This is a genomic window from Brucella ciceri (assembly GCF_041930145.1).
GTDB classification, from domain to species: domain Bacteria; phylum Pseudomonadota; class Alphaproteobacteria; order Rhizobiales; family Rhizobiaceae; genus Brucella; species Brucella intermedia.
Genome location: NZ_JBHEEV010000002.1, coordinates 170495 through 192105, shown reverse-complemented (window position 1 = coordinate 192105; position 21611 = coordinate 170495). Strand labels below are relative to the sequence as shown.

Here is a 21611-nt window from a genome sequence, read left to right as displayed (position 1 = left end):
TGGATTGGAAACGATGTGCCGGCAGCAAGGGCCCTGCTCTTTCTTCCGGTTAGAACGGCTCAACCGGGCGACGCGGAGGAACGGTCGTCGGGTGGGCAATGCAACCCCAAGTTCCGGGAAGGATCAGACCGCCCATGTCCATCCTCATCAGCCTGCTGATAACAATTCTCGTTATCTTCCTCATACTTTATCTGATCAACATGCTGCCGTTGGATGCCAAGGTCAAACAGATCGCTCAAGTTATCGTGATCATTATCGGCATCATTTCGCTTCTGAAATATCTGGCGGTCTTCTGATTTAAAGCCTTCAGCAGCTACGATCCCGGAGTTTGTGGCTTTGCGCTACTCCGGGATCTTCCAAAACGCCTTGCGAGAGGCGCTCCATACTTATATTAGATATTGATGATTTATGTCCCGTCAGGATCGTTCTTTTAAACATAGTTGTGCTTATTTACATTTCTTCGTAATATATAACCATCATGCTACCTATGATTGTGTCATTAATGGCACTCATAAACAAAAAATTGTAGGACGCGCATGGTGATACCTTTCCCCTCTCCGGCGTTCCTTTTATAAGGCCCGCAAAATATAGCCCGTTCATTCTGGGTTAAGGCGGGGTCGTTGATCATCCTCACTCAGGGTTGGGAGTGCGAGGGAATGAAGAAGACTGCTCTTGTGAAAGCAGCACTGATAACGCTGTCTGTCGTTGCGTTCTCGCTTGGGGCAACGTCGATAGTGGCTTTTTCCGCTGGCGCCACTCCTGGCATCATTGCGCTTAGCCTCAGCGCGGGCATTCCCGCAGCAACGGCCTTCCCTTCCCTTGCCTATATTTTCCATCAGCATGGGAAACTGAAAGACGCTTATCTTCAGCTCGAGAGGGCCCATGTTGAACTGCAGGCACGGTCGCGGATCGATCACATGACCGGTCTTCTCAACCGTGAGGCGCTTTTTGAAGCGATGAAGATCAGCCGTTCCCGTATCGAAACCGGCACCCTGCTCGTTATCGATGCCGACCACTTCAAGGCGATCAACGATACGTTTGGCCACGGCGTCGGCGACCGCGCCTTGAAGCTGATCGCTTTCGCGCTTCAGAACGTGACGCGGAAGGGTGATCTGGTTGGCCGGATCGGCGGGGAAGAATTTTGCGTGTTCTTGCCGGGCGCAAGCGGAGAAACCGGCATGCGCGTTGCACAGCGTATACGCGCGGAAGTGGAGAACACACCGTTTCACACGACCGAGTATCAGGTCTATCCGTTGACGATCAGTATCGGTGTTGCGTCCGCGCCGAAGAACGAGACGAACTCGCAGGTGCTAAGCCGCGCGGACCGTTGTCTCTATATGGCAAAGCAGCGCGGGCGCAATTGTGTGGTCTTCGATGAGGAAAGCGGACGGCTAGCCAGCGCGTCCATCGTTTCCATCGCGAGTGTTCGGGAAGTGGCACGCGGTTAGAGCATTTCCAGCAAAAGCGTGAAACGTCTACGCGGGGAAATCAGTTCACTGGACTGATTTCTTATCCCGCTTCGATGCGTTGGATAATGCGATAAAACAAATAGTTAGAGCGGTTCCGGCGATTCTGTTAAAACAGGAACCGCTCTAGCGCCAGCCCCTACTCCCAAGGTTCGATGACCTCTTCGGACCAACCAACCGGGACGAAACCCATTTTCTGGTAAAGCTGCAATGCGCGCGGGCTGTCGAGCGTATTGGTATGGATCGTCACCTTTTGCGGTCCATGCGCCCATGCCGCTGAAATTGCCTCACTTAGAAAGAACTTGCCCAGCCCCCGTCCCTGAAAATCATCAATGAGACCGAAATAAAGGATTTCTGCGGTGGCGGGTAATGCCGACAGGTCCAATTCGACAAAGCCCGCCGGGCATCCTTCCGCATAGAGAACGTGGATTTCGGTGGTGTTGGCGTGGATCGCAGCCGCAACCTCTGCGTCTGTCTGAACGCGGCGCATCATCCAGTGATGCTTGCGCCCCACCCGTTCATAGAGATAGCGATAATAGTGGACGGGCATGTCGCCCGCACGCATGATTGCCAGCCGGATACCGGAAGGTACCGGCACCGCGACCGCCTGACGGGCAGACATTTCCAGATGGGTGATGCGGGCAACCAGCTTTTCCGACATGCTTACTCGGCTTCACCAGTCACGACAGGCGTGTCCTGCCTGCTGCCCCATTCACTCCAGGAGCCATCGTAAAGGCGGTTTTCGGTATGACCGAGCGATGTGAGGGCCAGCGTGATGACCGCAGCCGTTACGCCCGATCCACAGCTTGTAACAACCGGCTTGGAAAGATCGATCCCGGCCTCATCGAAGATCCTGCGCAGGCTGTCCAGATCCTTCAGTTCGCCATTTTCGGACAGAGTGCCGACGGGAACGTTGCGTGCGCCGGGCATATGGCCGGATCGCATGCCGGCGCGCGGTTCGGCATCGCGACCTGTGAACCGTCCGGCAGCACGAGCATCGGCGACCTGCGAACGCCGTTCGTCTACGATATCGCGCATTTCGGCGAAATCGACCACAGCGGCTTTGTTGAAGGATGGCGTGAAAAGCGTCGATGCAATCTTTGTGGCTTCATCGGTAACCGGATATCCGGCCTTCTTCCAGCCATCAAAGCCGCCATCGAGCACAAAGACATTCTTCACGCCCATGACACGGAACATCCACCAGACCCGGGGCGCGGAAAACATGCCCGGCCCGTCATAGACAACGACTGTCTCGTCGGCCGTAATCCCCATGGCGCCGACATGCTGGGCAAAAAGCTCTGCCGATGGCAGCGTGTGCGGCAGACCCGATTCCTTGTCGGCGATCTTGTCCTGATCGAAGAAAACCGCGCCCGGAATATGCGCTGCGTTGTATTCTTCCTGTCCATTGCGCCCAGCAGCCGGAAGATACCAGGATGCATCGACAATCGCGATGCCCGGCTTGCCGAGCCGTTCTTTCAACCAGTCACGCGAAACGACGAAAGCGCTTTTATCAGCCATGACAATCACTCCCCTACGGCTCAGGATTCCGGCAAGGCGCCGAAACGAATGCGGAAACGGCGGTTTTCCTTGCCCTTCTTTTCGATCTTGCCGATGTGGATTTCACCCACTTCCTGCGTCTCGGAAACGTGCGTGCCGCCGCAAGGTTGCGAATCCACCACTCCGTTCTCACCAATAAGAACGAGGCGTATGCGACCGAGCCCCACGGGGGGGCGTACATTCTTCGACTTCACAATATCCGGATTGGCCAGAAACTCTTCATCGCTGATCCAGCGAATGGCGACAGCATCATTGGCGTTCACCCGCTCCATGAGCTTTTCGGTCACGAATTCTTTGGTGTAGGTCGGATCGGGAAGATCGAAATCAACGCGGCTTTCGTCCTCGCCGACAGCGGCGCCGGTAATCGGGAAAGGGCAGACAACAGACAGCAGGTGACAGGCCGTATGCATGCGCATCAGCTTGTAGCGCCGGGGCCAGTCTACATGCAGCACCAGTTTTTCGCCGATTGCGGGTGCAGCCTGCCCCTCTGCCGGCACATGAATGATTTCGTTCTTGTTTTCGCCGGTAACGGTCGCCGCAATCTCTATGCGAGAGCCGTCGGCGCGTTCGAAGAAGCCGATATCCCCCGGCTGACCGCCGGAGGTCGCGTAAAAATTGGTCTGGTCGAGAATAATCCCGCCCGTTTCGGTAATGGCGAGCACCGTGCCCTCCGCCGTTGAAAGATAGGAATCTTCGCGGAAAAGCGCTTCGGTCTCGTATGCCATGATTATCCCTCGAACGGTATGTCTATCTCGGTTTTCGTCTCCAGCCAGCCCGGTACGGGCAGATTCTTGCCGCGCAGGAAAGCAGGATTGAACAGCTTGGACTGATAGCGATTACCATAGTCGCAAAGCACCGTCACAATTGTGTGGCCCGGACCGAGATCTTTTGCAAGCCGGATTGCGCCTGCAATATTGATGCCTGATGAACCGCCAAGGCAAAGCCCCTCATTTTCCACGAGATCGAATACGATATCGAGCGCTTCCGCATCGGAAAGACGATAGGAGAAATCGGGGGTGAAGCCTTCGAGATTGGCGGTGATACGCCCCTGCCCGATGCCTTCGGTAATCGAGTCGCCTTCGGCTTTCAGCTCGCCTGTCGTGTAAAAGGAATGAAGTGCAGCTCCATACGGATCGGCAAGTGCGATCTTGATATCGGCATTGTGGTCCTTCAGACCGAATGCCGTACCGACAAGCGTTCCGCCCGATCCTACTGCCGCGACAAATCCATCAACCTTGCCATTGGTATCGCGCCAGATTTCCTGTGCGGTGGTTTCGACATGAGCTTGCCGGTTGATTGGATTATCGAACTGATTGGCCCAGACAGCACCATTCGGCTCGCTTTTGGCGAGTTGTTCGGCCAGGCGTCCGGAAAGACGCACATAATTGTTCGGATTGCGATAGGGCGCGGCTGGAACTTCGATCAGTTCGGCGCCAAGCAGGCGCAAGGCGTCCTTCTTTTCCTGGCTCTGCGTTTCGGGAATGACGATGACAGTGCGATAGCCGAGCGCTTTTGCAACCATCGTGAGGCCAATGCCGGTATTGCCAGCCGTGCCTTCGACAATAACCCCGCCGGGTTTCAACAGCCCGCGCTTTTCCGCATCGCGAATAATATAGAGCGCTGCCCGGTCCTTCACCGACTGACCGGGATTGAGGAACTCGGCCTTGCCGTAAATTGCGCAGCCGGTCAGTTCGGAAGCCTTCTTCAAATGGATCAATGGCGTATTGCCGATTGCGTCGAGCACCGATTGGAACATGGCATCCGTCCTTCCTGTTTCGCAGAGGAAACTATGAGGAACAGCCCCGCCCTTCAAGCAAGCAGGGAATATTTTTCCCCGCCATTACGCAAAGCGAAACCCGTTTCGCAGTCATAAATAGAAAAGCCGCCCGAAATGAGCGGCTTTTTGGAAAAATGTTTGAGAAGCGGAATTATGCCGCGCGCTGGCCGCCATTGCCGTTGGCATTGCGGCGCTTACGGCGGAACGGGCGCTTCGCCTTGGGAGCAGCTTCCGCCGTTGCGTGGGCGGCTCCGCGATGATCGCCAGCTTTGGGGGCTGCGCGGCGCGGTTTCTGTGGCGTTCCGCCTTTGCGATGGGTCTTCTGCGGGCGCTCGCCGGGAGTTGCAGCGCGGGGTGCCGGAGCCGGTGCAAGTTCCACAGGCGCATCCTTGATCGGAAGCTTGCTGCGCGTCACGCGCTCGACCGCTCGCAGTTTGGATTCCTCCGCCGCCGGATCGTAGAGCGTGATCGATGCGCCGCTGGCGCCATTGCGGCCAGTACGGCCAATGCGGTGCACATAGGTTTCCGGCTCGTCAGGCAGATCGTAGTTCACGACATGGCTGATACCCGGAACGTCAATGCCGCGTGCAGCGATGTCGGTTGCGATCAGAATTCGCAGCGACCCGTCACGGAATCCGTTCAGCGCACGCTGGCGTGCATTCTGTGACTTGTTGCCGTGGATCGCAGCGACTTCGTAACCGTCCCGCTCCAGATGGCGCACCACTGCATCCGCGCCGTGCTTGGTACGGGTGAAGACGATGACCGAACGCATGGCCTTGTCGCCGAGCAGTGCGGAAAGAAGACGGCGCTTTTCCTTGGTGTGCACAGGATGCACGACCTGCGTGATTTCAGCAGCAGTCGTTCCCTGCGGAGCAACTTCGACGCGAACCGGGTCACGCAGCAGGCTTCCCGCCAACGATGCGATTTCCTTCGGCATGGTCGCCGAAAACAGCGCGGTCTGGCGTTCGGAATGGGTCGCCTTCGCGATGCGCTTCACATCGTTGATGAACCCCATATCGAGCATACGGTCCGCTTCGTCGAGAACAAGCCAGCGCGTCTGCGAAAGGTCTACCAGACCGTCACGCATCAGATCAGTGAGACGGCCCGGCGTAGCGATCAGAACGTCGATGCCCGGCGCGATGCGCTTGATCTGCGAAAGTTTGGAAACGCCGCCAAGAACAAGCGCGGTCGAGATATGCGCATGTTTGGAAACATTGCGGATCGTCTGTTCGATCTGCACGGCCAGTTCGCGCGTCGGCGCCAGGATCAGCGCACGTGCGGTCTTCGGACGGCGCTTGTCGCCGAGCCCGATGATCTTCTGCAGGATAGGCAGGCTGAAAGCAGCGGTTTTGCCGGAGCCCGTCTGCGCAATGCCCAGAATATCGCGACCTTCAAGCTGGTGTGGGATCGCCTGCAACTGGATCGGCTTTGGCTCGGTCATGCCAGCGGCTTCAACGCCCTTGAGCAAAATGCCGGTAACGCCAAGAGCGGCAAAGCCGCCCGTAATTTCTTTTGTCAATTCAATCTCTCTCAGTGGCACCATGCTGCCATGGTCCACATCCAATGCCGGTCAAGCGCAACTTGCCGAACTCTATCTGTTCAATGATAACGACGGGACGCCGGAACTTTAAACTCCTGGCGACTTGCGCTGCCGTGCCCGAACATTTCTCGGGTCTCCCCGCCTCCGGACCATTCCGGAAGACAGAGGCGAGACGCAACAAGTCCAATGCCGGGAAAGCCGACGAACACGTCGGCCCATGCGCCTGCCCCGGCATATGGGGTGTTTTCGCCAGAAAAGCAACCGATTTTGCTTAAACCACCAAAATCAGATGATGAAGTCGGCAAGAACCTGATTGTCCGTAATGTCCTGATAAGCCCAGCCCGCTGCTGCGAACTTCTTTTCCAGAAGCTTGAAGTTAGACGCATTCTTCGTTTCGATACCGATCAGGACCGAACCGAAATTGCGCGCCGACTTCTTCAGATATTCGAACCGGGCAATGTCATCCTCGGGCCCCAGCAGATCAAGGAACGAGCGAAGCGCGCCCGGCCTCTGCGGGAAACGGAAGATGAAATACTTCTTCAACCCTTCAAATCGAAGGGCACGTTCGCGAACATCCGGCAGGCGCTCGAAATCAAAATTACCGCCCGAAACGACAATGACGATCCGCTTGCCCTTGAGATCGCTCTTCTTGAAATCCTTGAGCGCATCGATGCCAAGTGCGCCGGCCGGTTCAAGGACGACACCTTCGATATTGAGCATCTCGATGATGGTCGCGCAAAGCCGGTTTTCCGGAACCGTTATGACAGTTTTCGGATCAAAGCCTTTGAGAAGCTTGAAGTTTTCCTTGCCGATCTCAGCAACAGCCGCGCCATCGACGAAATTATCGACGTGGGTAAGCTTGATGCGCTTGCCTGCCTCAAGGCTGCCTTTCAGGCTCGCCGCGCCCTGTGGCTCGATAAAGCGGAAACTCGTCTTCCAGCCGCGATCCGAAACATATTGGGTAACGCCGCCGGACAGTCCCCCGCCACCCACGGGCAACAGGATAAAGTCAGGCTTCTTTTCGTCGGGCAATTGCCGTTCGATCTCCAGCGCCACCGTGGCCTGTCCTTCGACAATGCCGGGATGGTCGAAAGGTGGCACCATCACGCCCTTGTTGCTTGCTGCAAACTCCTGCGACGCGGCATAGCAAACGTCGAAAATATCGCCCACCAGCTTGATTTCGATGAATTCGCCGCCAAAAGCGCGCGTCTTGTCAATTTTCTGCTGCGGCGTTGTGACCGGCATGAACACGACGCCCTTGCGGCCAAAATGGCGGCAGACAAATGCAAAGCCCTGCGCATGATTGCCTGCGGAAGCGCATACGAACACCACATTCTTGTCGGTCGTTTCGACAGCCTTGGAAATGAAATTGAAGGCGCCGCGAATCTTGTAGGAACGGACAGGCGTCAGGTCCTCGCGCTTGAGCCAAATCTCCGCACCGTATTTCCGCGACAGGTAATCGTTAAGCTGCAACGGCGTTTCTGGAAACAGCGCGCGCATTGCCTTTTCGGCCTCGGATACGGATTTGACGAAGGCGGTCATTATTGGACTTTCTGCATTTCCAACGGAATTTTGCCCATCGCTACATGGCTTTGACCTCACAGACAAGGTTGAAGCCTTGCCGGATGCCAAATCAGCGATCTGGACCAGGCATATATTCGGCAGTTCTAACTGTTGATGTTAACAGGCTTTGTGGCTTGAAATCGTGATACAAATCATGACATAGACAATGGCAATTGCTGCGGTCGTGGCGAAATTGGTATACGCAACGGACTTAAAATCCGTCGTCTTTTAGACTTGCGGGTTCAAGTCCCGCCGACCGCACCACCTCCGCTCACTGTTGTCGTTGCCCGTCGCTGGTATCTTTACCGGGCGGTTAGACGCCATCAATACAAAAAGATAATATAATACAATTCACTAATTGAGATACATAACATACAACATGAAAAGCCGCAGATCAGGTCTGCGGCTCCTCCGCGCTTGAAACCTGATTAGCCGTGTAGCCTGGCGGTAATTTCCGCAACGCGCTTGCCCTGGAAGCGAGCTCCCTCGAGTTCCTGCTCCGAAGGCTGACGCGAACCGTCGCCATCGGCGGTCGTCGTCATTCCGTAGGGCGCACCGCCACGCACCACATCGTTACCCATCTGGCCCTGATAGGCATAGGAAAGCGGGACGATGATCATGCCGTGATGCTGCATCTGCCATTGCGTGGAAATCAGCGCGAGTTCCGCACCGCCATGTTGTGTGGCTGTGGAAACCATCACCGACCCGACCTTATTGACTAAAGCGCCCTTTGCCCAAAGCCCGCCGGTCTGGTCGAGAAAGTTTTTCATCTGGGCTGCCATCATGCCGTAGCGGGTAGCAGTAGCGATGATGATGGCGTCGTAATCTGCAAGTTCCGCCGGCGTAGCGATCGGCGCATCCTGATCCACCTTGTAGTGCGAGGCTTTTGCGACATCGGGTGGAACCAGTTCGGGCACCCGCTTGAGAGTGACCTCCGCGCCGCCTTCGCGCGCGCCTTCGACAGCGGCCTTGGCCATTTTCTCGGTATGACCATAGGCCGAATAATACAACACCAGCACCTTAACCATGTGACTCTCCCTATCCCGGTTTGCGAGGCCCCGACCTCGAAAGCTTCAATTAGGGGAGCGGCCTCCTTTGGAAAGGCGCAACCGCAGCCAAACGAATGAAATGCTGAAATAAAGCAGTTGCAGCCTTGTCCCGCTGGCGCTTAACTGACGCCAGAAAATGGAGTCTGGATATGACCAACAATCCGCAGCAAGCCGTCAGGGCCGCGATGCTGGCAATTGGCGACGAGCTTCTCTCTGGCCGCACCAAGGATAAGAATATCGGGCATCTTGCCGACGTGCTCACAGCGGCCGGCATCGATCTGAAGGAAGTACGGATTGTTCCGGACGAGGAAGCGGCCATCGTCGACGCTCTCAATGCGCTGCGACCGCATTATGATTACGTCTTCACGTCAGGCGGGATAGGCCCCACCCATGACGATATCACTGCCGACGCTGTTTCGACGGCGTTCGGCGTGCCTTGCATCTATGACGAGAAAGCCATGAGGCTGCTCGGTGATAATTACGCGAAGCGCGGGCTGGAATTTACTGACTCGCGCAAGCGCATGGCGCGCATGCCGCAAGGCTCGGAGCATATAGCGAATCCCATCTCCGCTGCTCCCGGCTTTCATATCGGCAATGTCTATGTGATGGCTGGCGTACCCTCCGTGTTCCAGGCGATGCTCGACAACGTGCTGCCCACGCTGAAGACCGGACGGAAGCTTCTGTCGAAATCCGTGCGCTGTCCCTTTGGCGAAGGCGTGATCGGTGCGCCCCTGACGGAAATCCAGAAAGAAAACCCGGATACGATCATCGGTTCCTACCCGAAATTCGAGAATGGACGCTTCAGCACCGAACTTGTCGTCCGGGGCAGCGACCCTGTGAAAATTGATGTGGCGATCGATGCAATCGAGAAAATGATCTCGTCACTCGAAGAGATGGGCGCCGCTTGATCGCCTGCAACCTTTTGCCTGCGCAACTCGTTGCATTATATGCTAAAATAGAAACACAGCCGGAAGGAGTTCTATCATGTCCTACAAGACGGTGGTTGCCTATTCTCGCAGTGAATCCGAGTTGAAGCGGGTTTTGTCCGCCGTTGGACTTTTGAAGCAGAAGCTGCCCGATATTCATGTCATCGGGCTATATGCCACTCCTTCGCCCATCGTCTATGCCGACCCGAACGGTTTCATCGATCCCGGAATGTTCGAACTACATGACAAGCAGCACAAGGAACTCTCCGAAAGATTGAAACATGTCTTCGAAGAGGAAATGCGCCGTCAGGGCACCAATTATGAGTATCGCATCACGCGCTCGGAAACGGGCACAGCCGCAGACGGTGTGCTGACGGCTTGTCTTGGCGCGGAATTGCTGATCGCCGGACAACCGGACCCGGACGATCCGGCCACCAACGACGAGACCGCCGATACCATCGTTTTCAATTCAAGCTGCCCTGTTCTGCTTGTACCCTATGCACCGGTGCTACCTATGGTCTCACTGGATCGTATCGTCGTCGCCTTCAACGGCAAGCGTGAAGCCGCCCGCGCTGCGTTCGACGCCCTGCCCCTGATGAAACATGCGGACAGGACGGAAATCGTTTGGGTTGATCCACCGGAAATCGAAGGCCAAGATCAGGCGCTGGCAAGCCACGATATCGCAGAATCAATTTCGCGCCACGGCATCGAAGTAACGCCAACGGCAATCGCCTCGAACGGCCGCTACGCCCAGGATGCTTTGCGGGAGCATATTATCGCGCAACGTTCCGATCTTCTCGTGATGGGCGCCTATAGTCATTCAAGGTTGCGAGAACTGGTCTTTGGCGGCGTGACGCGCTCCATGTTGAACGAATTGCCAATCCTCACACTTTTCTCGCGTTAAAAGTCATGGCTGAGGACCGGTTTGGTCGCTCAGCCCCTATGTGATCGCACGATACGCTTGCAAGAACGCCATTTTTGCGGTTATCAGCATCACCCGGCGCTGACTGTGCCGGGTGGAGAGCCTTTTCTTACTCGCCGCCTGTCTGAATTGGCGCGGGTGGAAAAGCCGCAGATCCTGACAGTTACAGCGCTTGGCAACCGTCACAGCGCATTTTTGGTTTTAAAAGGTCCGGAGAACAAACTCCGGATCGTTCCACGGAGCGTTTCGATGTCCTTGCCAGATAAAGCCTTTCCCGTTTCCTGGGACCAGTTCCACCGCGATGCCCGCGCCCTCGCCTGGCGGATCGCCGGCATGAACCGCGATTGGCACGCAATTGTTGCCATTACGCGTGGCGGACTGGTTCCAGCGGCCATCGTTTGCCGCGAACTCGGCATTCGCCTTATCGAAACCGTCTGCATCGCCTCCTATCATGACTACACATCGCAAGGAGACATGCAGATTCTCAAGGGCGTCAGCGAAACGCTTCTCGAAAATGGCGGTGAAGGCGTCATCGTCGTCGACGATCTGACCGATACCGGCAAGACGGCAGCCATCGTTCGCGAAATGATGCCGAAGGCCCATTTTGCAACCGTTTATGCCAAGCCGAAAGGTCGCCCGCTGATCGATACCTTCGTGACCGAAGTATCGCAGGACACCTGGATCTACTTCCCGTGGGATATGGGCTTCACCTATCAGGAGCCGATTGCAGGCGGAAAGCGCGGCTAAAGCCCGAAGCAAACTTGCCCTAAATTCATAGGGATTCCACCTCTCTCGGAACTGCTGGCTTTCCGCTTTGCCGGGTCATAACACTACTAAACGAAAATAAACGAATGCGATTGCGGTGATATTTCCGCCGCAATCGCGCTTTATAGAAAGCCCACCGAAATAACGCCGACCAAGGGCGAAGTGCCTTTCCTAAGCTGCTATCCCATCTATTAATTTCAGTAATGCCTTTAAATTAAAAGATTTTTTGGAACATTTTCGAAGGTTCGCAGTCTAAGTAATCAGTTGTTATTTTGGCGAATCGGATCATGCTATAAAGAAAGAGGGGATTTTCGCGGTGAAGTCGCAAGCCAAACAACTTATTGCAACCGAAAAGCGTATTCTTACGCCTTCGGGTCGTTTGCAGCAGGTTGCGGCACTTGTGCATCGTCGCGACATGGGCGCACTCAAGGTTCTCGTCATCACAAGTCGCGGCACAGGGCGATGGATCATTCCCAAGGGCTGGCCGCAAGTGGGTCGTACCCTTGCAGAAACCGCTCTTCGCGAAGCGTATGAAGAAGCCGGCATTCGCGGCGAAGTCTCTCCAATACCGATTGGCAGTTTTTGCTACTGCAAGACGGACCTGCCGCCCGAGCGCATCAACCAGTTCGTGGCTGCGGTATTTGCCGTGCAATTCACAGGTCAGGAAAAAGACTGGCCTGAGCGGGACCAACGCATCAGCGAGTGGGTATCGCCGCAGGAAGCTGCATGTCGTGTCGAAGAAAGTGAATTGAAGCAGATTCTGAACCAGTTTGGTGATTCGGGAATAGCGGCGGCGGCCGAGTAGGCAGCTAGCCGCCCGCCACCGCAATTTCTCCCGGCTTGCGACCTATTTGCCGGGATTTCCCCTTTCTATAGAAAATCCTACCGAAATTGCTCCAGGAAGCGCCACGAGAGGGCGAGGTTCCAGGCGCTTCGTTCTCTAGCCGGCTTGATTCTTAAAACTGTCGCTTCTCCCCGTTATCCACATTTGCCCCAAGCGGTTGCGCACAATATCTAGATGCTGGAGCGTTGCAGCAAACCATTGCTTGACGCTCGAAGCCGAGTCGTTTTTTATGAGACTATCGTTGCGTAAGTAGCGTGGTCGGGCGTTGTAAATCCGTCGATCTTTTTTCGGTCAAGTTGAGTATCGAACGAGCGTCGCGTTTTGGAAGTGTCTTTTTCGCTCGGTGCTTTCTTGCGCCCGTATTCTGGGCATTCCGGTCTTTGGAGAAGCAGATGCAGCGTCGGAAAGAAACAGCGTTAACACTAGATTTAGTATTTGCGCTCACACTCCTTACAAGATAAGGTATTTTTCGTTCCGCTGATTTTTATCGCGAATAGCGTTAGCAAGGTTGCAATCAAGCTCCCCTGAGGCGTTTTTTCGTGGGATTGGAAGAGGCGGAAGCGGATTTCCGGGAGCTTTCTCCCCAACAAGACGCTCCTCCCCGCAGAAGAGCTGTTTTGACAGAGACGCGATACAGACAGGCCGTGGCTGAAAACCGTCACTAAAGCTACTATATATAGAACGTTTGGATGGGACAGATGAAGATCGAACGCCGTTTCACGAAAGAGAATCAGTCGGCCTATGCGGACATCGCGTTCCGGACTGCGACCAGCGAGATCAAGAATCCCGATGGGTCCATCGTATTCCGTCTTGAAAACATCAATGTGCCCGCGCAGTTCAGCCAGGTGGCCGCTGACATTCTCGCCCAGAAGTATTTTCGCAAGGCCGGCGTCCCCACGCAGCTGAAAAAGGTTGAGGAAAACGACGTCCCTTCATGGCTGTGGCGTTCGGTCGCCGATGAGGACGCGCTCGCCAAGCTGCCGGAAAACGAACGCTATGGCTCCGAGATGGATGCCTGCCAGGTTTTCGACCGTCTCGCCGGCACCTGGACCTATTGGGGCTGGAAAGGCGGCTATTTCGCCTCCGAAGAAGATGCCCTCGCCTTCCGCGACGAGCTTGCCTATATGCTCGCAACGCAGCGCGTGGCGCCGAACAGCCCGCAATGGTTCAACACCGGCCTGCACTGGGCCTATGGCATCGACGGTCCCGGCCAGGGCCACTTCTACGTCGACTGGCAGACTGGCAAGCTGACCAAGTCCAAGTCGGCCTATGAACATCCGCAGCCACATGCCTGCTTCATCCAGTCCGTTGGCGACGATCTGGTCAATGAGGGCGGTATCATGGACCTTTGGGTCCGCGAGGCGCGCCTGTTCAAATATGGTTCGGGCACCGGTTCCAACTTCTCTTATCTGCGCGGCGAAGGTGAAAAGCTTTCTGGCGGCGGCAAGTCCTCCGGCCTCATGAGCTTCCTGAAGATCGGCGATCGCGCTGCGGGCGCAATCAAGTCCGGCGGCACGACCCGCCGCGCCGCCAAGATGGTCGTTGTCGATATCGATCACCCGGATATCGAGGAGTACATCGACTGGAAGGTGAAGGAAGAGCAGAAGGTTGCTTCGCTCGTCACCGGCTCCAAGATCGTCAAGCAGCATCTGACGGCCATCATGAAGGCTTGCGTCAATTGCGAAGCCGGTTCTGAAGCGACTCGGGACGATTGCTTCGACCCGGCGAAGAACCCTGCCCTGAAGCGTGAAATCAGGGCCGCGAAGAAGAACCAGGTCCCGGAAAACTACGTCAAGCGCGTGATCCAGTTCGCGCGTCAGGGCTACACCGACATTCAGTTCAAGACCTACGATACTGATTGGGATTCGGAAGCCTACCTCACCGTTTCGGGCCAGAACTCCAACAACTCCGTCTCGCTGAAGGACGAATTCCTGCGCGCTGTCGAAAATGACGGCGACTGGAACCTCACCGCACGCCGCGACGGTCGCGTCATGAAGACGCTCAAGGCGCGCGACCTTTGGGAAAAGATCGGTTACGCCGCCTGGGCGTCCGCCGATCCGGGCCTGCACTACAACACGACCATGAACGACTGGCACACCTGCCCGACGGCTGGTCCTATCCGCGCCTCCAATCCGTGCTCGGAATATATGTTCCTCGATGATACGGCCTGCAATCTGGCGTCGATCAACCTACTCACCTATCGCAACAAGGACGGTTCGTTCGACATTGCAGCTTACGAGCACACGGCCCGCCTGTGGACCATCGTTCTCGAAATCTCGGTAATGATGGCGCAGTTCCCGTCCAAGGAAATTGCCCGCCTCTCCTATGAATACCGCACGCTCGGCCTCGGCTATGCCAATATTGGCGGCCTGCTGATGACTTCCGGCATTCCTTATGACTCCGACGAAGGCCGTGCTATTTGCGGTGCGCTGACCGCGATCATGACCGGCGTGGCCTATGCGACCTCCGCCGAAATGGCGAAGGAACTGGGCACCTTCCCGAGCTACGAGCCGAACGCACAGCACATGCTGCGCGTCATTCGCAATCATCGCCGCGCCGCACATGGTGAAACTCAAGGGTACGAAGGCCTTGCCGTCAACCCGGTCGCGCTCATTGCCGAGGATTGCCCGGATCAGGATATGATCGTCCATGCCCGTGCGGCCTGGGACAAGGCGCTGGAACTGGGCGAAAAGCATGGCTATCGCAATGCACAGGCAACCGTTATTGCGCCAACCGGCACGATCGGCCTCGTCATGGATTGCGACACAACCGGCATCGAACCGGACTTCGCTCTGGTGAAGTTCAAGAAGCTTGCCGGTGGCGGCTACTTCAAGATCATCAACCGCGCCGTGCCGGAAGCACTCCGCACGCTCGGCTACTCGGAAAGCCAGATTGCCGAAATCGAAGCCTATGCTGTCGGCCACGGCAACATCAATCAGGCGCCTGGCGTCAATCCCTCTTCCCTGAAGTCCAAGGGCTTCAGCGATGAGAAGATCGAAGCCCTGAATGCGGCTCTCAAGAGCGCGTTCGACATCAAGTTCGCTTTCAACAAGTGGACGCTGGGCGAAGATTTCTGCAAGGATGTGCTGAAGCTCACGGACGAGCAGCTCAATGATTTCTCGTTCGAAATGCTGCCTGCCCTTGGCTTTACCCGCAAGGAAATCGAAGCTGCCAACATTCATGTTTGCGGCGCGATGACCCTCGAAGGCGCTCCCTTCCTGAAGGAAGAACACTACGCGGTGTTCGATTGCGCCAATCCGTGCGGCAAGATCGGCAAGCGTTATCTCTCGGTAGATAGCCACATCCGCATGATGGCTGCCGCGCAGCCGTTCATTTCGGGCGCGATCTCCAAGACGATCAATATGCCGAACGATGCAACCGTCGAGGACTGCAAAGACGCATACATGCTTTCATGGAAGCTGGCGCTCAAGGCCAACGCGCTTTATCGCGATGGCTCCAAGCTCTCCCAGCCGCTCAACGCCTCGCTGATCGCGGACGATGAGGATGAAGACGACGCAATCGAGGCATTGATTGAAGCACCGGCAGCCGCTCGTGCCGTTCAGGTTACCGAACGCATCGTCGAGAAGGTTGTAGAGAAGATCGTCCACGAACGCGAAAAGCTGCCGAACCGCCGTCAGGGTTATACCCAGAAGGCAGTCGTCGGCGGACACAAGGTCTATCTGCGTACTGGCGAATTCGGCGACGGACGTCTCGGCGAGATCTTCATCGACATGCACAAGGAAGGCGCCGCCTTCCGCGCAATGATGAACAACTTCGCCATCGCCGTTTCCCTCGGCCTGCAGTATGGCGTGCCGCTTGAAGAATATGTGGAGGCTTTCACCTTCACAAAATTCGAACCGGCTGGCATGGTTATCGGCAACGATGCCATCAAGACCGCGACGTCGATCATCGATTATGTCTTCCGTGAACTGGCTGTCTCCTATCTCGGTCGCAATGACCTCGCCCATGTCGATACGAGCGATTTCGGCAATACGGCGTTGGGCAAAGGCATCAAGGAAGGCAAGACCAATCTGGTTTCGACCGGTTGGACGCGTGGATACAAGCCCACGCTGGTGACGAATTCGAACAACGAAGCCAAGGGGTCGACGAGTTCTGCGCCGCAGGCCTCCAACGTCACAGCCTTGAAGTCGACCACTCCGGCGGGCAATCGCCCGGCGACAATCGGCTTGGTCACGGATGGCGCAACGGCTTTCAAACGCGAATTCGAGGAACAGCCTGCACCGGCGCAACAGCAGGAAAGCACATCGGCAACTGAGCTCTTCTCGGACAAGGCCGCCGCAGATGCTGCCTCGGCCCGTGCGGAAAGCGCAAATGCCGCCAAGAAGCTGGAAGCTGATCGCCGCATCAAATCGATGATGCAGGGCTATACGGGCGACAGCTGCACCGAGTGCCAGAACTTCACCATGGTTCGCAATGGCACCTGCCTGAAGTGCGACACTTGCGGCGCAACGAGCGGCTGCAGCTAAAGGTCGTCGGTAAAAACAGCAACACTGAAAGCCCGCCTCGCGCGGGCTTTTTGTTTGTCGAATGGTAGCGGGGAAAGATATTCCGCCGTAAGCAGAGCTGTAACACTTGGCAGATTGCAATGAATTTTGGAACGAAGGAGCAATTTCAGCGTTTGGATTGAATAACCGGAACGTATAAAGGAGATAGTTATGTTCAGAACTACACTTCTGACGACGACCTGTGCTTTGCTGATCGGCGGATCGGCTTTCGCCCAAACAGCAACTCCCTCGCCTGCTCCGGCAGAAGCGCCCGCAACCACGCAAGACATGCCGGTTTCATCCAAGGACATGTTCGGCAAGCCCATAACCGGCGAAGCGGGCAAGGTCGGCTTTGTGGAACCGAAAGAAGGGCAGTTGCTTGTTTCGTCCTTCATCGGGCGAAGCGTTTATGAAAGCGATGCGCCTGACGCACAGTCAGTGGGTAAACTGAATGACCTGATCGCCAGCCCCGATGGTCAGATCGAAGCGGCCATTATCGGTGTCGGCGGTTTCCTCGGTGTCGGTGAAAAGGACGTCGCGGTCAGCCCTGATCAACTTCAGCTTGCTACGCGCAGTGACGGAAAAACGTGGCTGGTCATCAAGGCCAACAAGCAGCAGCTGAATGACGCACCGGCCTTCGACCGTTCAAAATTCTTTGCTGATGGTGTCGCCGATCCATCTGCGGCAACGGAGACCAACGCGCCAGCGACTGACACTCCCGCAAGCGGGACCGCGCCTGCGCCAGCCTCTCCGGCACCCGCTCAGTAGAGCTGACAAATTCCGTCACGGAAAATGCAACAGAAAATTACCCCGGCGACCCAGCCGGGGTTTTCACATAGGCAAAACACGCCCCGCGATTGAATTCAGCGCTCAACCACGCTACGCACAATAAAACTCAGTATCGAAAAACAGGTCCCGGAAAAGAATATTGTCGGAATTCTTACTTGCTCATCCTTGGGCCGAGACGCTTGCTGCGCTCGGCGGATTATTCCTTTCGGCATTCATTGCAAATTTTCTCATCAAGGCCATCTTGCTGAAACTGCTCGATCGGATTGTCGAGAAGACATCTTTCGGACAGGACGAAGAGCTTAAGAGGCACGGGGTCATCAGCCGCCTTGCCAATATCGTTCCTGCCTTGATTATTTCATCCGGGATCATGGCCGTGCCGGGTCTGCCTGAAGGCGTGATCACCGTCATTCGGAATGTGGCCATAGCCTTTATCATTCTGACGCTGGCATTGGCGGTTAATTCGGCCTTTGGGCTTGTCGATACGCTCTATCACCGTCGTCCAGAGGCGAGATTCCGCCCTATGAAGGGCTATATCCAGGTCGCCAAGCTGGCGGTCTATATCATCGCGACGGTTCTAATCATTGCCACCTTGCTGGACAAATCGCCGGTTATCCTGCTTTCCGGTGTCGGTGCCATGGCGGCAGTGCTGATCCTCGTCTTTCAGGATACGCTGCTTTCCCTCGTCGCCAGCATGCAGATCGCTTCCTCCAACATGGTGCGTGTCGGCGACTGGATCGAGATGAAGAACCTCGACGCCAATGGCGATGTCACGGAGATCGCGCTCTATACGGTCAAGGTGCAGAATTTCGACAAGACGATCACCACAATTCCCATCCGCAAGCTCATCACCGAGCCGATGAAGAACTATCGCGGCATGCAGGAATCTGGTGGCCGACGGATCAAGCGTGCTCTTTACATCGATCAGAACACTATTCGATTTCTATCTGAGGAAGAGCGCGCCAGACTGGGCACGGTCGATTGGCTGGCGGAATATCTACCGAAGAAAGCCAAGGAAATCGCCGAATGGAACCAGAAGCTGGGCGACCGCGCCAACAATCCGGTCAACCGGCGTCAGTTCACCAATATAGGCACGTTTCGGGCCTATGTAGAAAATTATCTTCGCAACCATCCCGGCGTGCACAAGGGTATGACGCTGCTGGTGCGCCAGATGGACCCTACACCCGAAGGTTTGCCGCTGGAGATCTATTGTTTCGCCAACACAACGGTCTGGGCATCGTTCGAACAGATCCAGTCCGACATTTTCGATCACCTCTATGCGGTATTGCCGCAATTCGGCCTGAGCGCTTTCCAAAATCCGAGCGGAAACGATTTTCGCAAACTGACGTTCAACGCTCCCTCCGGAGAGCCTCAATGATTTTGGCGTTCAACAATTGAACGTTATAGCCAGTGCGGGATGGTGTCAGGCCAAGGCGAACCACGGCAAGATGCATTGACGGAACGACCATGACACTTTGCCCGTCATGTCCCGACATCCAGAAAGCATCTTCGGGAATACCGTCTTCACCTGCTTTCACGCCGCCCAGTTGAAGCCAGACCTGCGCAGAACCGTAACGTCCTTGCGACTCCGGCGTGGGCCTGCGCATGAACGAAACATAGTCCGCAGGCAGTACCGGTCTTCCGTAAAGCTTTCCGTCATCTGCGAGAAATGCACCCAGACGTGCCCATTCGCGCGCCGTCGCGTACATATAAGAGGAGCCGACAAAGACGCCCGAAGCGTCAGCCTCCAGAATGGTGCTGCGCATGCCAAGCGGGCCGAAAAGCGCAAGTCGAGGATAGGCCAGCGCCTCTTCGCGGCTGTTGAAACTATCCATGAACAGCTCTGATAGAATATTCGCCGTTCCACTGGAATAGTTGAACTTCGTGCCGGGTGCTTCCTCCAGCGGCAACGAGGCGGCAAATCGGGTCATGTCCGGTTCGAGAAAAAGCATACGCGTGACATCCGCCACGGTGCCGTAATCCTCATCGAAGCGCAAGCCGCTGTTCATCGCCAAAAGGTTTGCCAGGGAAATCTTCGACCGGCCGTCATTCTTCCATTCAGGCAAAAGGTCCGTACGTTCCGTCGCCATGCGTCCCTCTGCGATGCGCATGCCGATCAGCGTTGCCATGACGGATTTGGTCATCGACCATCCCAGCAAGGGCGTATCAGCATTAAAGCCCGGACCATAATTCTCCGCGATCAGTTTGCCGTCGCGGATAACGGCAATCGCCCGCATGCCAGGGCCAGCCAGGGCATCGTTTTCGATTATGGCCTGTATCGCCGGGTCGCTCTCGATTTGGATGGGCTCTGCCGGCACTTGCGGCCCCGTCGGTAATTCAAGCCGCAAATCACTTTGGTGGATATTCGCGCATCCAAGCGCCGGGCGGTAGGTTGCGGTACTTGGCGCGAAAAAGCCGAAAATGCGCACTGTTACGCTGCCGCGACTCTTGTCAACGGACGCATCGAGAAACCGGAGCAACGGATTTCCCGGTGCCTGAACATCGTCTGCAAGAACACTGGCAGCATCACGTCCTGCTATGAAGACATTTGAACAGACGATCTTGGCGGCGTAGCCCGTGCCGACACGCAAAAGTTCGGGCGGTTTCACAGCCAGCCACACGATTGCTCCAAGCAGGATGGCAAGCAGTGCCCCCCCTGCAAACTTCAGAATGCGCCGCATGCTGCCCCTCGCAAAATTGGTTGCATCAGATCATATCAGTCCAAGGTGGCTTGCCAACTCCCGCGCTGCCGCGCCACCTGCCCTGTTTGCACCGATGGTCGAAGCTGACGGACCGTATCCAACGAGATGAATGCGGGCATCGGCAGCCACTTGTGTCGCCAGACGCCCGGTCATGAGAATGCCGCCTTCGGAGTTGCGCAACTGCAGCGGGGCAAGATGATCGAGCGAACTGCGAAATCCGGTGCACCACAAGATCACGTCGAAAGATTGTTCCCTTCCGTCTTCCCAACGAACCCCGGTTTCCGTAATCTCCTTGAACATTGGCAGCCTGTTGAGCACACCGCGAGCCCGCGCTGCTTCAATGGCCGGTGTCAGCGGCAAGCCGGTAACAGAAACGACCGATCCCGGCGGCAAGCCTCGGCGCACACGCTCCTCGACCAGGGCCACCGCAGCGCGCCCCAGTTCAGGCGTAAATGGTCCTTCCCTGAATGCAGGCTCCTTCCGCGTCACCCATACGGTTTCCGTCACGCGCGATATTTCGTCCAGAAGCTGCACGGCCGAGATGCCAGCGCCGACCACCAGAACACGTTTACCTCTGAACTCCCCCGCTGTCTGATAATCACGAGTGTGTAGCTGCTGGCCTCTGAACAGTTCCGCACCCGGATAAGGCGGAACATAGGGCGTCTCCCATGTGCCGGTCGCGTTGATTACCCCGCGAGCCGAGTAATTGCCCTGATCGGTCTCCACCCGAAGCCGCTCGCCACGGTCACAGACAACTCTTGCGGTTACGGGTCGATGCACTGGAAGATCGAACTTTTCTTCATAAGCCCGATAATATTGCGGGACGGCCACCGACGCGCGCACTTCGCCATTCTCCGTTTCGACGATATCTTCAAACTTCATGCCAGGCAGATCGTGAATGGCGTTTGCAGTCTTGAGCGTCAGCGAAGGCCATCGAAATTGCCAGGCCCCGCCCGCCCCTGGAGCCTTGTCGAGAACCACGAATTGCCGTTCTCCGGCAAGACCGAGCCTGTTCAGGTGATAGGCTGACGAAAGCCCTGCCTGCCCGGCGCCAATGACTACGATGTCGACCTTTCGGGCAACTTTGACATGAGTATTTTCGGCTGCTGGTTCATCGGCGGGCTGCGTATCTGACATGGTGCGCTACAAGTTCCAAAACACGGGTCTGACTTCGTAGATAGGGATTGGACAGACGAGCTGGAAGTCCAG

18 protein-coding genes and 1 tRNA gene are annotated in these 21611 nt (G+C 56.2%); 10 read left to right on the top strand and 9 right to left on the bottom strand.

Annotated features, from left to right (window positions below):
* The first annotated feature begins 134 nt into the window (after nucleotides 1-134).
* Nucleotides 135-296 (top strand): Thivi_2564 family membrane protein, encoded by a 162-nt coding sequence (locus JNC63_RS04070; RefSeq protein ID WP_006470469.1) that lies wholly within the window; start codon nucleotides 135-137, stop codon nucleotides 294-296.
* 360 nt (nucleotides 297-656) lie between these two features.
* Nucleotides 657-1448, top strand: coding sequence for a GGDEF domain-containing protein (locus tag JNC63_RS04065; RefSeq protein WP_006470470.1), 792 nt, complete (start codon nucleotides 657-659; stop codon nucleotides 1446-1448).
* Between the two features lie 157 nt (nucleotides 1449-1605).
* Here JNC63_RS04065 and JNC63_RS04060 read toward each other — a convergent pair whose 3' ends face one another.
* The 6 genes from JNC63_RS04060 to ilvA form a co-directional block, all read right to left on the bottom strand.
* Entirely contained in the window at nucleotides 1606-2127 is a 522-nt protein-coding gene (locus JNC63_RS04060) for a GNAT family N-acetyltransferase (protein WP_063882333.1), read from the bottom strand.
* A gap of 2 nt (nucleotides 2128-2129) precedes the next feature.
* Nucleotides 2130-2984, bottom strand: coding sequence for a 3-mercaptopyruvate sulfurtransferase (sseA, locus tag JNC63_RS04055; RefSeq protein WP_063882331.1), 855 nt, complete (start codon nucleotides 2982-2984; stop codon nucleotides 2130-2132).
* 20 nt (nucleotides 2985-3004) lie between these two features.
* Nucleotides 3005-3748 (bottom strand): alanyl-tRNA editing protein, encoded by a 744-nt coding sequence (locus JNC63_RS04050; RefSeq protein WP_063882330.1) that lies wholly within the window; start codon nucleotides 3746-3748, stop codon nucleotides 3005-3007.
* 2 nt (nucleotides 3749-3750) lie between these two features.
* Nucleotides 3751-4779 (bottom strand): cysteine synthase A, encoded by a 1029-nt coding sequence (locus JNC63_RS04045; protein WP_063882328.1) that lies wholly within the window; start codon nucleotides 4777-4779, stop codon nucleotides 3751-3753.
* Nucleotides 4780-4951: 172 nt separating this feature from the next.
* Nucleotides 4952-6340: a DEAD/DEAH box helicase gene (locus JNC63_RS04040; protein ID WP_025089527.1), complete on the bottom strand. Its 1389-nt coding sequence runs from the start codon at nucleotides 6338-6340 to the stop codon at nucleotides 4952-4954.
* Nucleotides 6341-6625: 285 nt separating this feature from the next.
* The gene (ilvA, locus tag JNC63_RS04035) at nucleotides 6626-7885 is read right to left on the bottom strand and encodes a threonine ammonia-lyase IlvA (RefSeq protein WP_063882421.1); all 1260 of its coding nucleotides are present in this window, start codon (nucleotides 7883-7885) and stop codon (nucleotides 6626-6628) included.
* Between the two features lie 196 nt (nucleotides 7886-8081).
* Between ilvA and JNC63_RS04030 the strand changes: the two genes are divergently transcribed.
* Nucleotides 8082-8167: transfer RNA gene (locus JNC63_RS04030), tRNA-Leu, on the top strand.
* Nucleotides 8168-8331: 164 nt separating this feature from the next.
* Here the strand turns inward: JNC63_RS04030 and wrbA are convergent.
* Nucleotides 8332-8931 (bottom strand): NAD(P)H:quinone oxidoreductase type IV, encoded by a 600-nt coding sequence (gene wrbA, locus JNC63_RS04025; RefSeq protein ID WP_006466832.1) that lies wholly within the window; start codon nucleotides 8929-8931, stop codon nucleotides 8332-8334.
* 170 nt (nucleotides 8932-9101) lie between these two features.
* Between wrbA and JNC63_RS04020 the strand changes: the two genes are divergently transcribed.
* The 7 genes from JNC63_RS04020 to JNC63_RS03990 all read left to right on the top strand — a co-directional run bounded on the left by JNC63_RS04020 (nucleotide 9102) and on the right by JNC63_RS03990 (nucleotide 19078).
* Complete coding sequence (locus JNC63_RS04020; protein WP_063882326.1) at nucleotides 9102-9860, top strand: competence/damage-inducible protein A; 759 nt, start codon at nucleotides 9102-9104, stop codon at nucleotides 9858-9860.
* Nucleotides 9861-9936: 76 nt separating this feature from the next.
* Entirely contained in the window at nucleotides 9937-10782 is an 846-nt protein-coding gene (locus JNC63_RS04015; protein WP_063882324.1) for a universal stress protein, read from the top strand.
* 267 nt (nucleotides 10783-11049) lie between these two features.
* Nucleotides 11050-11547, top strand: coding sequence for a xanthine phosphoribosyltransferase (gpt, locus tag JNC63_RS04010; RefSeq protein ID WP_006470476.1), 498 nt, complete (start codon nucleotides 11050-11052; stop codon nucleotides 11545-11547).
* 334 nt (nucleotides 11548-11881) lie between these two features.
* A complete protein-coding gene (locus tag JNC63_RS04005; RefSeq protein WP_063882322.1) occupies nucleotides 11882-12370 on the top strand; it encodes an NUDIX hydrolase in 489 nt (162 codons plus the stop codon).
* A gap of 737 nt (nucleotides 12371-13107) precedes the next feature.
* The gene (locus JNC63_RS04000; RefSeq protein ID WP_374846121.1) at nucleotides 13108-16896 is read left to right on the top strand and encodes a vitamin B12-dependent ribonucleotide reductase; all 3789 of its coding nucleotides are present in this window, start codon (nucleotides 13108-13110) and stop codon (nucleotides 16894-16896) included.
* Nucleotides 16897-17085: 189 nt separating this feature from the next.
* The gene (locus JNC63_RS03995) at nucleotides 17086-17682 is read left to right on the top strand and encodes a PRC-barrel domain-containing protein (RefSeq protein ID WP_006466849.1); all 597 of its coding nucleotides are present in this window, start codon (nucleotides 17086-17088) and stop codon (nucleotides 17680-17682) included.
* Nucleotides 17683-17842: 160 nt separating this feature from the next.
* Nucleotides 17843-19078 carry a mechanosensitive ion channel family protein gene (locus tag JNC63_RS03990; RefSeq protein ID WP_063882320.1) on the top strand — a complete coding sequence of 412 codons (1236 nt, stop codon included), beginning with the start codon at nucleotides 17843-17845 and terminating at the stop codon, nucleotides 19076-19078.
* On the opposite strand, the gene JNC63_RS03985 is transcribed toward JNC63_RS03990, so the two are convergent.
* Both JNC63_RS03985 and JNC63_RS03980 read right to left on the bottom strand, forming a co-directional pair.
* A complete protein-coding gene (locus JNC63_RS03985; protein WP_063882319.1) occupies nucleotides 19050-20381 on the bottom strand; it encodes a serine hydrolase domain-containing protein in 1332 nt (443 codons plus the stop codon). The two genes, JNC63_RS03990 and JNC63_RS03985, sit on opposite strands and share 29 nt — an antisense overlap.
* 30 nt (nucleotides 20382-20411) lie before the next feature.
* Nucleotides 20412-21539 carry an NAD(P)-binding domain-containing protein gene (locus tag JNC63_RS03980; protein WP_171053455.1) on the bottom strand — a complete coding sequence of 376 codons (1128 nt, stop codon included), beginning with the start codon at nucleotides 21537-21539 and terminating at the stop codon, nucleotides 20412-20414.
* Between the last annotated feature and the right edge of the window lie 72 nt (nucleotides 21540-21611).